This is a genomic window from Mesobacillus foraminis (genome assembly GCF_004340465.1).
Classification (GTDB): Bacteria; Bacillota; Bacilli; order Bacillales; family Cytobacillaceae; genus Mesobacillus_B; species Mesobacillus_B foraminis.
In genome coordinates this window covers 244,502-258,881 of record NZ_SLVV01000010.1, presented here as the reverse complement: position 1 = coordinate 258,881, position 14,380 = coordinate 244,502, and the positions used below count along the sequence as shown (strand labels likewise).

At 43.9% G+C, this 14,380-nt stretch carries 11 protein-coding genes, 1 pseudogene and 1 riboswitch; of the genes and pseudogenes, 3 read left to right on the top strand and 9 right to left on the bottom strand.

Going from position 1 to position 14,380, the window contains the following annotated elements; all coding sequences use genetic code 11:
* Positions 1-57 precede the first annotated feature (57 nt).
* Positions 58-159, bottom strand: a riboswitch (glycine riboswitch).
* 89 nt (positions 160-248) lie between these two features.
* Entirely contained in the window at positions 249-1,097 is an 849-nt protein-coding gene (locus EV146_RS19330) for a histidinol-phosphatase (RefSeq protein ID WP_241993970.1), read from the bottom strand.
* A gap of 178 nt (positions 1,098-1,275) precedes the next feature.
* On the opposite strand from EV146_RS19330, the gene EV146_RS19325 reads away from it, so the two are divergent.
* Positions 1,276-2,589 carry a DUF3238 domain-containing protein gene (locus EV146_RS19325; protein ID WP_132009680.1) on the top strand — a complete coding sequence of 438 codons (1,314 nt, stop codon included), beginning with the start codon at positions 1,276-1,278 and terminating at the stop codon, positions 2,587-2,589.
* 38 nt (positions 2,590-2,627) lie between these two features.
* On the opposite strand, the gene EV146_RS19320 is transcribed toward EV146_RS19325, so the two are convergent.
* Positions 2,628-3,776 carry an MGDG synthase family glycosyltransferase gene (locus EV146_RS19320; protein ID WP_132009679.1) on the bottom strand — a complete coding sequence of 383 codons (1,149 nt, stop codon included), beginning with the start codon at positions 3,774-3,776 and terminating at the stop codon, positions 2,628-2,630.
* 127 nt (positions 3,777-3,903) lie between these two features.
* On the opposite strand from EV146_RS19320, the gene EV146_RS19315 reads away from it, so the two are divergent.
* The gene (locus tag EV146_RS19315) at positions 3,904-4,755 is read left to right on the top strand and encodes a metallophosphoesterase (protein WP_132009677.1); all 852 of its coding nucleotides are present in this window, start codon (positions 3,904-3,906) and stop codon (positions 4,753-4,755) included.
* 57 nt (positions 4,756-4,812) lie between these two features.
* On the opposite strand, the gene EV146_RS19310 is transcribed toward EV146_RS19315, so the two are convergent.
* From EV146_RS19310 to treP, 6 genes are all read right to left on the bottom strand, one after another.
* Complete coding sequence (locus EV146_RS19310) at positions 4,813-5,355, bottom strand: YkoP family protein (protein ID WP_132009675.1); 543 nt, start codon at positions 5,353-5,355, stop codon at positions 4,813-4,815.
* Positions 5,356-5,537: 182 nt separating this feature from the next.
* Positions 5,538-6,254 (bottom strand): trehalose operon repressor, encoded by a 717-nt coding sequence (gene treR, locus EV146_RS19305; RefSeq protein WP_132009673.1) that lies wholly within the window; start codon positions 6,252-6,254, stop codon positions 5,538-5,540.
* A gap of 144 nt (positions 6,255-6,398) precedes the next feature.
* A complete protein-coding gene (gene treC, locus EV146_RS19300; protein ID WP_132009671.1) occupies positions 6,399-8,084 on the bottom strand; it encodes an alpha,alpha-phosphotrehalase in 1,686 nt (561 codons plus the stop codon).
* Positions 8,085-8,264: 180 nt separating this feature from the next.
* The gene (locus tag EV146_RS19295) at positions 8,265-9,953 is read right to left on the bottom strand and encodes a glycoside hydrolase family 13 protein (protein ID WP_132009669.1); all 1,689 of its coding nucleotides are present in this window, start codon (positions 9,951-9,953) and stop codon (positions 8,265-8,267) included.
* A 17-nt stretch (positions 9,954-9,970) separates the two neighbouring features.
* Positions 9,971-10,114, bottom strand: a complete 144-nt coding sequence (locus EV146_RS27160; RefSeq protein WP_158287145.1) for a hypothetical protein — start codon at positions 10,112-10,114, stop codon at positions 9,971-9,973.
* A gap of 102 nt (positions 10,115-10,216) precedes the next feature.
* Positions 10,217-11,620 (bottom strand): PTS system trehalose-specific EIIBC component, encoded by a 1,404-nt coding sequence (gene treP / locus EV146_RS19290; RefSeq protein ID WP_132009666.1) that lies wholly within the window; start codon positions 11,618-11,620, stop codon positions 10,217-10,219.
* A gap of 697 nt (positions 11,621-12,317) precedes the next feature.
* Here treP and EV146_RS27935 point away from each other — a divergent pair.
* Positions 12,318-12,589, top strand: a pseudogene (locus tag EV146_RS27935) (transposase); the annotation flags it as partial.
* Positions 12,590-12,779: 190 nt separating this feature from the next.
* Here EV146_RS27935 and EV146_RS19280 read toward each other — a convergent pair.
* On the bottom strand, positions 12,780-14,153 hold the full coding sequence (locus EV146_RS19280) for an MDR family MFS transporter (RefSeq protein WP_132009663.1): 1,374 nt from the start codon (positions 14,151-14,153) through the stop codon (positions 12,780-12,782).
* Positions 14,154-14,380: the final 227 nt, after the last annotated feature.

Genomic DNA, 14,380 nt, shown 5'->3' with positions numbered 1-14,380 from the left:
AGAATTGTTAGAGATTTCCCGTTGGTGTCGTATTTCCATACGCTCTTTCCAGAGATGCGTCCGGCTGTAGTCTGTTTACCTGAAAGATTGATTCCAAGGGTTTTTTTGAAATGTGCTCCATCGGTGGCCTGCTACTGTGCTCTCTCCTACAACCATCAAACGCTTTTTAAAAAATTTATATTTTTAGAATAATCTTTAAAGACAGAAATGTCAATTATTAAATTCTGGCAGCTCCTGATTCTCCACCTTTAAAGAGGCACAATCACTCGTTCTTTGTTCCTGAAGTAGCACCACTCTTTGAAGCCAATTTCCTTCAAACGTTTTTTAACGAGATTGAATTCGTCCCCCACCCGGTATGGGTCATGTGCGTCCGAACCGAATGTAAGCTTGACTCCGTAATGTTTCGCCAATTCCAGGATATCATCTGAAGGGTACCAACCCCCTACATCCTTCGTCTTCCCGGAAGTATTAATCTCAATGGCCAGCTCATTTTCCCCAATGATCTTCAACGTTTGCTCGACCGCTTTTGTCTGAATGCTGGAGAAGGACGGATAGAAGCCTTTCATCGCGTCTATATGGCCCAGGATCTGAAACATGCCGCTCCTTGCTGATTCCTCAATCAGTTGATAATAGGTTTCCTTGGTTTTCACCTTTTGCTCTTCTGTCATTCCTTTCCAGCGCCTTTTGTTAAAAATGCTGACACCATCCACCTGATGGACAGAACCGATAATATAGTCAAACGGGTAACGTTCAAAACAGGTTCGATACTTATCAACGTGCTCAGGGAAAAAATCGGACTCGATTCCAAGCAGGACTTCAATTTTCCCGCTGTAAGCCTGCTTGAGCTCCAGAACTTCCTTTACATATAAAGGAAACTCGCTTTTCGCCATAGCTATTTTGGGGAAGGCCTGATCTTCTTCATAGGAAAAATACGGGGAGTGGTCCGCGATTCCAATCACACTCAATCCGTTTTCAATGGCAGCCTCAATATAATCACGAATTTTTCCCCGCGCATGACCGCAGCGTTCATGATGAGTATGCAAGTCAAACTTTACTCCATTCTGATCTCTCGTCATCCAATCACCTCTATGTTTCATTCTTCCCTTAAGATAACCGTTCCTGCCCAAATAAATCACCTAAAAGGCCTCCGTAGGCAAGGGACTTTTTCAAATTCTCCATGGATAAAAGGAAAATAATGCGTGTGTGCCCTCTCAACAAACTGGGTATAGCAAAAGAAACACGATTGGAAAGCTGGCAAAGAAAGAGGTGTCGAGATTGGAGAAATCATTTACATTTCCAGCCATTCAGCGAAAAAAGCTTGCCCGATTCTCCCTGGTTACGCTGTTCGCGGGAGCCGCTGTTGTAAAATTTGCGAAACATAAGCGACGGACAGCCTTGCCTGCCCCATCGTTTGTCATGGAAAAGGTTGAGCAAAATACGAAGCAAATTGCTCTAGCATGGCCTGATGCTGGGGGACCTTACCAAGTATTCAGAGGGCATAAACTAGTTTATTCGGGCATGGAGCCCGGAATGATTGATCAGGACCTTACACCCGGGACACTTTATACGTATACAATTGAAAGATTAGGAATGGATTCAGAGGTTCTTGAAAGGATGAAGGTTCAGACATCGACCGCTGTTGAGGAGAAAAGAGCGGAAAACATTCTTCTCGACTTAATTACGACCACCATCATCACAATAAACCAAGTGATTCTGGAATGGGAACCTATAGAGGGAATAAAGGAATATACGATTTTCCGCAATGGAATTCCCATTGGAAAAGTGAATCGGTGTACTTTCATCGATCAAAGCATCGAAGATCATGTGGAATATACCTATTCGATAAAAGCCAAAAGGCCCTTGCAGGATTCTGAGCAGGAAGTGAGCGAGGGAAAGTCACTGGTAGCCGGACTGGTTGGCACGCTAAAAAAGGGTTCTTCCAGAGACCAGGCTGCTAAAGAAGAGTTTTGGATCAGCAAGAAAATCCCCCCTATAAACCAGCTTCTGCATCCTTCCAGTGAGACAAAGCAGGAGACATCAAAACAGCTCCGCTATACGACATTCCTTCCGGAAAAGTGGATTAAAAATCCAAATGTCGTTTCAGCGGATCATTATTTTCAAGGAGACGACCGGGAATTTGATCCAGAATCGGACACTTTCCGAACACGTGCGGATGTTTATTTGAAGATAGGCGAAGATGAAAATACAGTGGAATTGCAAAAGCATGTAGGGGAAACAAAAGCCTACAACTGGTACAGGGAATTTATCGAAAGCGACAAGGCCTCTGATGAACTCATCAGGCTTGATAAGGTCCTCACAACCGAGGAAAGTACATCGTTCGTGCTGTCCCACTCTGTTAAGAATCCGGTTGTGCTGTCACCAGCGATTGATTACGAGGTTCACGTGACCTTTTATCATAATGGAGCAGTGGATATCGCAGGGATTCATGACCAGTCACCCAATCACGAGGTTTATTTAAAAGAAGGAAACCAAGACTGGGAGATCCTGCATCAGGCAGAAAGCAAGGGGCTGGAAATGCTTGCTCCGCCTACTGCCAACCAGCTATGGCGTTACACCACCCTTGTTTAATTAAACGGAAAAGCGGTCTACCGCTTTTCCGTTTTTATTTAACCGTTATCCGGCGTATGAAACTCTCGGTTCAATAAGCCCCCAAGGATTTCTGCGGGCTCTTCCCGGCACAGCTGACTGTGGAAGTTTGAGACTTGGCTTTGATACCGCTCCATCTCATTTTCATTTTGCAGGATGGATTGAATTTGTTCATGAATGTTCTCTTTATTCAGCTGAAAAACCACTCCTAATTCATTTAGCTGCTGGAGATTGATGACCTCCTGCCCCGGCAGGGCTTCGTGGATGAAGATCGGTTTCCGCTTACAAAGGCACTCGCTAATGGTCACTCCCCCCGGCTTGGTGACCACGGCATCGATTTCATCATAGAGCTTGTTCATTTCGTCTTTGCAGCTGATATAGGCTAATGGGGTGATATTTTCATGTTTCAGCTTTTTCAGCTGGTCATATAGCCCTCTGTTTTTCCCGCAGAGTATGTAATAATGCAATTTTCCTTCTGTTGGTGTTTCCGTAATTTTTCGGACGAGATTCCCTACTCCGCCAGCCCCCATGCTTCCTCCTGCAACCAGAACGGAAAACGAAGTGGAAGTTTTATTCTTTGGAGGCTCCATCAGTTTGGTGATTTTGGAGTGAACCGGAATTCCGGTGATATAAATATTCTGTTCACTGACTCCTTTATTTTTCAGGAATGTTTTCATGCCTTCGGTAGGCACAAAATGGAAATCGATTTGATCTACTCCCCAAAAACGATGGATAAAGTAATCGGTATAGACATTGATGGCAGGTACCTTTAATTCATTCCTTTTTTTCAGGACATTAACCATATAGGCTGGCAATGCATGTGTACAGATGATTAAATCAGGGTTTTTCTCGGAAATCAGTTTTCTCATGAATGGCAGGAATAAAAACTCATATAGATAGAACCGTTTGTCTTCCTGAGGGTTTTTATAAACAGAATGTTGATAAAGTGCATGATAAATACCCGGTAAAGCATGTATCCATTTAAGGTAAATCCTTGAAACGAAGGATTCCATTCTCCCATAGCTATAACCAAGAATATCGACCTTCTCGCACTGTGTGTGCGGATGCCGCTTCCCTAGCTCTTCGAGGAGTGCCTCGGCCGCCTGATGGTGACCGGAAGGAATTTGTAAAAAGGGCAGGAATAAAACTGACTTAGCCTGATTTTTCATGGTACACCTCACTGTGCCGTTAGTCGGAAAACCTGATCCACCAAGCAAGAGAGTAAGCTGCCAACAATTGCTTGTAAAAGGGGCGGCATTTTCCATGTATAATTTAATCAGGAAAGGAGTGACCTGATTGAATATTTTATTTTGGTCTGTTTTATTGGTCCTCATTTATTTCGGCTTGAAGAAGGCCTATAAAAACACAAAAGATATCGCATTAAACCGATTAAGCATTGAGAACGAATATACAAAAGAGCACAGCCCAAAATTATCAATTCTTCACCTTTCAGACCTTCATCTAGAGAATATCTCCATCACACCAGAAGAGCTTTACACAAAGCTGAAGGATGAACACATCGACCTGATTGCCTTAACAGGCGATTTTCTTGACCGCAAGCGCACAATCCCAAAACTTGTCCCTTATTTAGCTGTTCTCAATCAGCTAAAAGCTCCATACGGCATGTTCGCTGTTCTGGGCAACCATGATTATGTTCTTCGGCCAGATGATCTGAACACTTTGATTGAGACACTTGAAAACGCCAGCTGCAAAGTTCTCATCAATCAGCATGAACCGATTTTGGTCAGAGGACAATTGGTGAATATCATAGGCATAGATGATTTCAGCACTTCCCGGAGTGACCTTAAGTCTTCCTACCATGGAATCCAGCATGGAATCAATTTAGTATTAACCCACGATCCTACGATTGTCCTCGATATGAAACATCATCATTTTGATTATTTGCTTGCCGGGCACTTCCACGGAGGTCAAATTTGTTATCCGAAAGCTTACCACCTGGCCAAAATGGGAAAGCTTGCACGAATGAATAAAATAAAAGGCTCCCATACCCAGGATGGAAAAAAATATTATATTAATGAGGGACTGGGCCAGACCGGAGTGAACGTCCGTATCGGAAGCCGACCGGAAATCACCATTCATGAACTGAGTCTCGCTTCTGCCCAAATTAAATCCGGAAAAGCGATTTAAGGTATTTAGACGAAAAGCTGTTATCTTTAACAGCTTTTTTTACATATGGATAACCCGCTATTCCTTGTACAATTCCGATAATGTTTCTGCTGACATGAATAAATAGGTGGGAGCCTGTTTAAAGGCGTGCCCTGAACGATGACTTGATAGGATCCAGATTGGGAGCAAAGTGATCCATTTATACCATTTATAAACGGGATGGCCAATATCGCACACTTCAAAACCCAGGCGTTCGCAGCCTTTATTGAGCATGGTGATTCCAATGATTCCTTTTATCTGATCTGAACATCTGTGGTTTCTTATATAGGATTCCACACCTGGCAGCGACTTTTGCACATGGCTGTATATTCTTCTTGCTTTCCTCAGGTCGCTTTTTATGTTTTTTAATTCATTAAGCAGTCTGACATTGTGAAGATGAATCTTGACCATGATGTCATTTTTATTAATTTCAGCCCCGTCAGACAGGATTATTTTCTTCCCTTTATATCTTGTCAGCCGAATTCGGAAAATATTGTCTTCGCCGTTCAGATAGGTTAGACGAGTGAAGGAATAATAAAGGGGGTCAAGTAAACTCCAAATTGAAAGTACATAACTCCTCATGCATCTGTTGCCCTCGCTTTTATCTAATTTATAAACTTAATATATCCATTCCTTTGCCTTAACATCGATTTTTTCAGACCGGCAAAAATTTGAATAAAAAACAAAAAAAGGATTTCCCAAAGCTTTGTTTCAGCTCTGAAAAATCCTTCAGATAAAATGAGATCATGGCCTCGAAGAAGTTCTTAGTGGCCTCTCCTGGCAAAATCCACAAACCGGAATTTATCCAGCCGGTGCCGGGATTCCGTGTATTGAAATAAACTGGCGTCCTCCAAATAGACAAAGTTCTTTACGACTACCACATGATTATAGTCTTGCAGATCGATATACCGGCAGTCCTCTTCAGTCGGTTCTTCGACGTAAATTTCTTTCTTTGCAAAACTGATTTTCAGCTGCAGGTCCTCTTCCAGATATTCATAAATCGACCCTTCACAAATCTCCTTTGTCAGGATGGGCACATACTTCTTGTTAAAGTAATCTTTATCGAGAATGATCCGCTCCCCATCCATTTCGCGGGAACGGAGCACCTTCCAGACGGAGTCTTTTCCTGTTACGCTCAAATGCTTCTGTAAATAATCATCAGGTTTAATCAGTTCAAATTCATTTACAATCGTTTTCCAGGGCTTCCCCATTTTCTGGGCTAATTCCTTGAAGCTCACCAGGCCGGAAATGGGAAAATCAAATTTGGTCATGTCCAATACAAAAGATCCTTTGCCCCTGACCTTTTGAATATAGCCATTCTGCGAAAGCATGGTTAAAGCTTTTCGGACCGTTTCGCGGGAAGTGTCATATTGCTCCACTAAATCATTTTCCGATGGAAGTTTCGTATTGGGCTTCAGGGTTCCGTTTTTGATCTGTTCAACCATTTCCTCGTAAATTGTTAAATATTTATTATTCTTCATGTTTTATCACACCATCTATCATCGCTAAAATTGCTTTATACGTCTTATTCCACTTAAACAAAAGGCCAACGTGAACGTGACACGTCGGCCGTATATCTATCTTTATTTTACAGATAAAACTGGAAACAAGTCAAAAGCTGAATTCTACTTTTTAAAATGATACACAACCGATTCGAAAGGACGAAGTGTGATTCTCTCGGAGTACTGGCCGGAATCAGGATAGTTGGAAAGCAGCAGCTCGCTGGTCATCCCTGTCACATCAACTTCCCCAGGCCGTTCAAAGACTGTTTCTTTGCCGTAGTAATTATTAATCACAACCAGCTTCTCGTTCTCCCCATTTCGCACATAGGCAAATAGTTCTGGATGCTCCTCTAAAATCAGCTGATAATCCCCATAGGTGATAATATCGTATTGTTTTCGCAGCTGAATCAGCTTTTGATAATGGTAGAAAACCGAATTTGGATCTTTCAAAGCACTCTGGACATTGATTTCAGGATAATTGGCTGAAACAGGAATCCATGGAGTTCCAGAGGTAAAACCTGCATGGGCCTGGTCATTCCACTGAACAGGTGTACGGGAATTGTCACGGGATTTATGTTTAAGGATCTCAAGGATCTCTTCTTGACTCATTCCCTCTGCCTGCTTGATTTTATAAATATTCAAAGACTCGACATCCCGGTAATCATCGATGGTGTCAAACTTCGGATTGGTCATGCCAATTTCTTCCCCTTGATAAATATAAGGGGTGCCCTGCATCATATGCATGGAGGTTGCCAGCATTTTGGCCGATTCATGATGATATGTGCCATCATCTCCGTAGCGGGAGACGATCCGCGGCTGGTCATGGTTGCACCAGAACAGAGCGTTCCATCCCCCGCCCTTATGCATTTCAAGCTGCCAAAGGGAAAGGATCCGTTTTAATGCCAGGAAGTCAAAGTCTGCAACTGACCACTTTTCTCCGTTTGGATAATCGACTTTTAAATGATGGAAATTGAACGTCATGCTTAGCTCGTTCCGTTCCGGATTCGAGTACTTGATGCAATGGTCTATGGTAGTGGAGGACATTTCCCCTACCGTCATAGCGTCATGCTTTGAAAAGACCTCCTTGTTGGTTTCCTGAAGGAACTCATGTACTCTTGGCCCGTCCGTATAAAACTTTCTGCCGTCCCCGGGAGGGATGGATCCATCGTCATCCGGGAAATCCTGGTCCTTTGAGATCAGATTGATGACATCGAGGCGGAAGCCATCGACACCCTTCTTAAACCAAAAATTCATCATTTCATAGATCTTCTGGCGCAGCTCCTCGTTTTCCCAGTTCAGATCAGCCTGTGTAACATCAAACAAATGCAGATAGTACTGGCCAGTTTTCTCATCGTATTCCCAGGCAGAACCGCCAAATTTAGATTCCCAGTTTGTCGGTGCACTTCCGTCTTCTTTACCGTCACGCCAGATATAATAGTCCCTGTACGGGTTATCCTTTGAAGATGATGCCTGTTTGAACCACTCGTGTTCTGTTGAGGTATGATTCACGACAATATCCATGATGATTTTGATTCCGCGCTTATGCCCTTCCTCGAGCAGCATGTCGAAATCCTCCATTGTGCCGTACTCTTCATGGATGGAATAATAATCGCTAATGTCATATCCATTGTCCCGCTGAGGCGACTTGTATATCGGTGTGAGCCAGATGACGTCCACACCCAATTCCTTCAGATAGTCCAGTTTCTCGATAATTCCCGGCAAATCTCCAATGCCAGTTCCTTTTGTATCATAGAAGCTCTTTGGATAGATTTGATAGACAACTGCTTTTTTCCACCAAGGTTGCTGCATGTGCTGATCCCACCATTTCTTTTTATATTGGACTGTTACTCATAATTGTTTTTACAGATCCCGCTAAAACCGATCACCAGGCACGTGACTCCTGCTTGAGAAACGGGGTAAAGGGAAACCCCGCGGCAAGCGCTGGGGGACCCCCGGACCCGCCTCGAGTACAAAAATCAGCAGGCAAGTTTAACAGGAACTCTTTATTAGATAAACTCTTGTTTCATATGGAGCCAGATTGATTGTCCCCAACTTATCTGACTGATTGTTTTCGTAATTGGTTATTAACAATTCTGCCGAGCTGTTTGGAAGGTGATCCGGCCATTCGAACTCTGTTTCATTTCCGTAAAAATTACAGATCACCAGCAAGGTGTCACCATTCAGGGTACGTTTATAGACAAATAGCTCCGGATGGGCTTCTAACAGCAGTTCATACCTTCCATACACAATGATTTCATGTGTTTTCCGGAGCTGAATGAGCTTTCGGTAATAATGGTAGACCGAGCCTGGGTCCTTTTGAGCGTCTTCTGCATTTACATCCTTGTAGTTAGGATTTACTTTTATCCACGGTGTTCCGCTTGTGAAACCGGCATTCGGGCTTCCATCCCATAGCATGGGAGTCCTGGAGTTGTCCCGCCCCTTTACATAGATGCTTTCCATGATTTGTTCCTCGGGGGCACCTTCTTCTTTCTGCTCCTGATAAAAATTCATAATTTCAATATCCCGGTAATCCTCGATATCACCAAAACGAATGTTGGTCATGCCAATTTCTTCGCCCTGATACACATAGGGAGTGCCTTTCATCATATGGAGCAAAGTTGCCAGCATTTTGGCCGATGCAACCCTGTAAGTCTTGTCATCGCCGAACCTGGAAACAGCCCGGGGCTGATCATGGTTGTTGAAGTACAGACTGTTCCAGCCTTTTTCCTCCAGTGCAATTTGCCACTTCGTCAAGTTTTCTTTTAAGTCAATCAAGTTCAGCGGTTTTAAATCCCATTTTCCATTTGGCCCATTATCGAGGCCCATATGTTCAAACTGAAACACCATGTTCAGCTCATTACGCTCGTCGGACGTATAATCCTGGGCAAGTTCCGGAGTAACCCCGGGCATTTCGCCGACCGTCATGACATCATAGCTTGAGAGGGCTTCGCTGTTCATTTCCTGGAGGTAGTCATGAATATGGAGGCCATTTCGGTAAAACTGGCTGCCAGATGCGTATTTTTTGCCCGGTTTAGGCACTCCATCAAGGAATTCATCCGGCTTCGAAATAAAATTGATGACATCCATCCGGAACCCGTCAATCCCCTTATCAAGCCACCATTTCATCATTTTATAGACTTCCTGCCGCAGTTTCGGGTTTCTCCAATTAAGATCCGGCTGTTTTTTTGAAAAGAGGTGCAAATAATATTCACCCGTTGCTTCATCGTATTCCCATGCCGAACCGCCAAAATTGGAATACCAGTTGGTAGGCTCTTTTCCTTCCTTGCCCTCCCGCCAAATGTAGTAATCCCGATACGGGTTATCCTTTGATTTTCGTGCTTCAGCAAACCATGGGTGTTCATCTGAACTGTGGTTAACCACCAGATCCATGATCAGCTTCATTCCGCGTTTATGTACTTCGTCAAGAAGCTCTTCCCAGTCAGCCATTGTCCCAAATTCATCCATAATATCCTGATAGTCGCTGATATCATAGCCATTATCATCATTGGGCGATTTATAGACAGGAGAAAGCCAGATCACATCAATCCCTAAATTTTTCAGATAATCAAGCCGGGAGATGATTCCTTGCAGATCGCCGATGCCATCCCCATTGCTGTCCATAAAGCTTCTGGGGTAAATCTGATAAACGACACTTTCTTTCCACCATGTTTTATCCATTGCCTTTCCACTCCTGTTCAGCAGCTTATTTTCTTTTCCAGTGCAAGAGGAATGCCTGCTTTTAACAGGAGCTCCCATCTTAAGCTTCCCTTGCTCCTGGAGACCAGCATTCTTACTGTATAGTTTCCATGTACCCAAAAAGCAAGATACGATACCATCATGGGCTAGGCTTATGCCTATTTTGCCCCAATGGTATCGTCCTGTTTTTTTATTTTCAGCAGTTGTGTGCCGGCTCGCCCGCTGGCACACCATCATGAGTGCTGTTACTTCGCTTTGCGCATTTTACCTAATAAGAATGTCAGGACGAACGGAACCACAAGTGTGATTGCCATCCCGATAAAGAACGCTCCCCAGTTTTGAGGGAAGATGGACAAGAAGCCCGGCAGACCGCCCACACCAATGGATGGAGCTTTTACACCCTGTACAGAAATCAGAGCTCCTGCCAGGGCAGACCCAATGATCGCAGAGATAAAGGCAAAGCGGTAGCGCAGGTTTACCCCGAACATCGCTGGTTCTGTTACTCCCAGGTAAGCAGAGACTGCTGATGTGACAGAAAGGCTTTTCAATTTTTCATCTTTTAACAGGAACATCATGGCCAGTGCGGCACTTCCCTGAGCGATGTTGGAAAGAGCGACCATTGGCCATAGGAAGGTTCCGCCCGTGCTTCCGATCAGCTGGAGGTCAACCGCCAGGAACGTATGGTGCATCCCTGTAATAACAAGCGGTGCATAAAGTCCGCCATAGATCAATCCACCAAGGATTGGAGCAAATCCAAAAATATTGACGACTGCATCTGTGATGACATTTCCGATGGCAAATGTGATTGGTCCAATCGCGATAAAGGAAAGAAGGCCTGTCACCAGCAGGGCAATTGGAGCCACAAGCAATAGCTGGAAGGCATCCGGAATCATTCTCTTCAAGAATTTTTCAATGCTTGCCAGTACATAAGATGCAAGCAGGACCGGCAAGACCTGACCCTGGTATCCAACCTTTTGCACTTCTAATCCAAACAGGTTCCAGGTTGGAATTTCTTCGGCTGAACCATAGCCCCATGCATTTAATAGATCCGGGTGGACAAGCATTAATCCCAGGACAATACCAAGCAATGGGCTTCCGCCAAATCGGTTAACGGCAGACCAGCCTATTAAACCAGGCAAGAACACAAACGCTGTATTGGCAATCAAGTTAATGATGCTGGCAACGTCTTTCCATTGAGGGTAGACATCGACAAGCGCTTTTTCATCGAAGAATATCCCGGGTCCAGTAAGGATATTGTTAATCCCCATCAGCAAACCGGCTGTCACGATCGCTGGAAGGATCGGGATAAAAATATCGGCCAGCGTTTTAATCGCACGCTGCAAAGGGTTTAGTTTCTTAGCTGCCTCATCTTTAACATCCTGCTTGGAGGATTCCCCGATGCCAGTCATGGCAACCATTTCCTTATAGACTTTATCAACCGTTCCCTGTCCGATGACGACCTGATACTGTCCATTGGCAGAGAAGGATCCTTTGACAAGATCAATACTTTCCAATGCATCCTTGTCTACCTTGCCTTCATCCCTAAGGGCAAAGCGCAAGCGGGTGACGCAATGGGTGGCTCCAGCGATATTTTCTTTGCCGCCGACAGCCTGAACAATTTGTTCAACAGATTCTTTATTTATGCTCATTTATTAAACCCCCTGTTACCGTTTACAATTTTGATATAAAATGACACGTTTCCTCCTCTTCCTCTCCGCCGTTTATAAGGCTTTCTATTACCATTTGTTCACGGTTACATTTTTATCCTGTTATCAGGGATTTCCGCACCCCATTAACAGGTCTTAAACGTTTACAAATGAAACAGCAAAAGGTAAAGGTTGAAATGACAAGGAGTAACTTGTCTATGCAAGCTACAACTTGTATATACACATATTATCTTGCCTATACAAGTTTGTCAACAATAAAGTTGCTATATTTTTTTGTAATTTCTTCGTTATTGCTTGTACCCTTTCCAGCTAAAAAAAACACAATATTTGCCAAAAGAAAAACTGCAGCATAAAAAAACACGATCTCCTAACAGGAAACCGTGCCAGACTTTAGACAAACTCTCGATGAAAATTGAGGTTGTCACAGTCTTTTTTTATTATGTCTGGTTGTAAAAATGAGCTGTTGACTTCCGTTCCAGGCGTTTCGCTTTCCGCGGGGCGGGCGGTAAGCCTCCTCGACGCTGCTGCTCCTGCGGGGTCTAACCTGTCCCGCTGATCTCGCAGGAGTCTTCACGCCTTCCACTCCAATCAACAGGGTTCTAATAGTGAATGTTGCAGTAACACCAAACTAAAATAAAATGGAAATATAAAACGCTGGAGGCGATGAAGATGCTTTCAGAAAAAATTCCATCAAAAGGCGGTCACCCGTCATATATCAAGGGTATGTGGAAGAAGCAGGCCGCCTGAGGCATAAACAAGAAGTAAAAAACATCTATTCGAAACGGAAGGAAACCATCGAGCGGATATTCGCAGATGCAAAAGAAAGCATGAAATGCATTGGAAAACTCTAAGGGACTTAAAAAATTGTTGATGCAGGCGATGCTCTCTTTCGCTGCCTTGAACCTGAAAAAGACGGCCAATTGGAAATGGAGAGGTCCGATAATGGCCTAGGAGCCTGAAATGAGGATCATTATACAAGAGGTAAAAACACAATAAAATCAAAAAGAGGTTCGGAATGAGACTATTCCGAACCCATTTTGTCGACAAACTGACACGATCTCCTAACAGGAGAACGTGCTCTCGACCTACTATGAAACTTATTTTACAAGGTGCTATAGAACCTCTTGACCGGCACTGCACCTTATTGGATCGATAGCTCATTTCCCTTTTTCTTCAACAGGAAAGCGGCGGTAAGGCTTGCAGCCAGAGCCAGTAAAACAAGCATGATAAATACGGTATGCAAGCTGGTTTCAAGGGCTTTGCCGCTCAGCTCATCGCTCAGCCATAAACCAGAAACGGCGATTCCGATTGCCTGTCCCAGGTTTCGCATCAGATTATTCGACCCCATGGCAGCCCCTCGCATATTCCAGTCCACTGCTGACTGGACCGCCACTGTAAAGGAAGTTAGTGCGAGTCCAAAACCAAACCCCAATACAGCGGTGATGAACATCATCCATGGAATGGTCGTGCCTGTCTGGAATGTAACCAGCCCGAGACAGCCAGCCACAATGATGACAATCCCGATTAGCGACACCTTGCCAATGGAGGTTTTCGCCAGCAATCTCCCTGACAGCACCGCTCCAAAGGGCCAGGTAAGGGACATTGGCAGCATGGCAATCCCCGAAAACGTAGCGTTTAAATTTGTTACGCCTTGCACCCATAACGGAATATAAAACGTCACTGTCACCAGTATAAATCCAAGCAAAAATCCGGCGATATTCGCTACGGTAATAAAACGAATCTTAAACAGCGAAAGCGGAAGCATTGGCTCTTTTCCTTTCGCTTCAATCCATATAAACAGGCCAAGTCCTGCAACCGTTACGATGAATAACGTCAGAATGCTGCCGGTTACCTGATTTTCTTCCTTAAGTAATGTCAAGGCATACAAAAATGCGGTCATGCTGACAGCAAAGGTGAAAATACCTGCATAATCAATGGTTTGCTTTTTCTTTTCAATCTGTTCATGCAAAGAGACCCACAATAAACAAAGGGCAACGATGCCAAACGGCAGATTCATAAAGAAAATCCAGTGCCATGATATGGTGTCCACAATAAAACCGCCGACAAGCGGGCCAACAATGCCTGAAATTCCCCACACAGAGCTGATCCAGCCCTGAACTTTTGCCCGCTGCTCATACGTGAACACATCCCCGATAATGGTAAAAGGGATGGTCGTCAGCGCACCTGCACCAATCCCTTGAATCGCCCGAAAAATGACAAGCTGTTCCATCGATTGAGAAAATCCGGAAAGGGTGGAGCCGATTAAAAAAATGACAACACCGATCACAAACATCATTTTTCTGCCAAACAAATCCGCCAATTTGCCAAATACTGGTGTACTTATGACCGTCGTTAACAGATACACCGAAATGACCCAGGTATACAATTGACTTCCGCCAAGATCTTCCACTATTTTGGGCATAGCTGTGCTGACAATTGTTCCTTCGATTGCGGTAAGGAAGGTCGCAATCAATAAGGAGAATATTACATATTTCTGTTTTGTTTCACCTTTCATTCTCTCTCTCCTTATCCATGTTCCTTTAGGTTCCAATATTTGCTGGTAAATGGAATATCTACTATTGTATTATAATTCCCATATCCACTTTAGCTTCATGCTCCCTTTTAGTCAACGATTCTCTATTGCAAGCCCTGACGGAATAAAAGAAAGAAGGAAGGAAACAAAAGCTGAATTGGAGTTCATCTTCCATTGACTTCCCATTCTAAAAGTGAAATACTTGAATC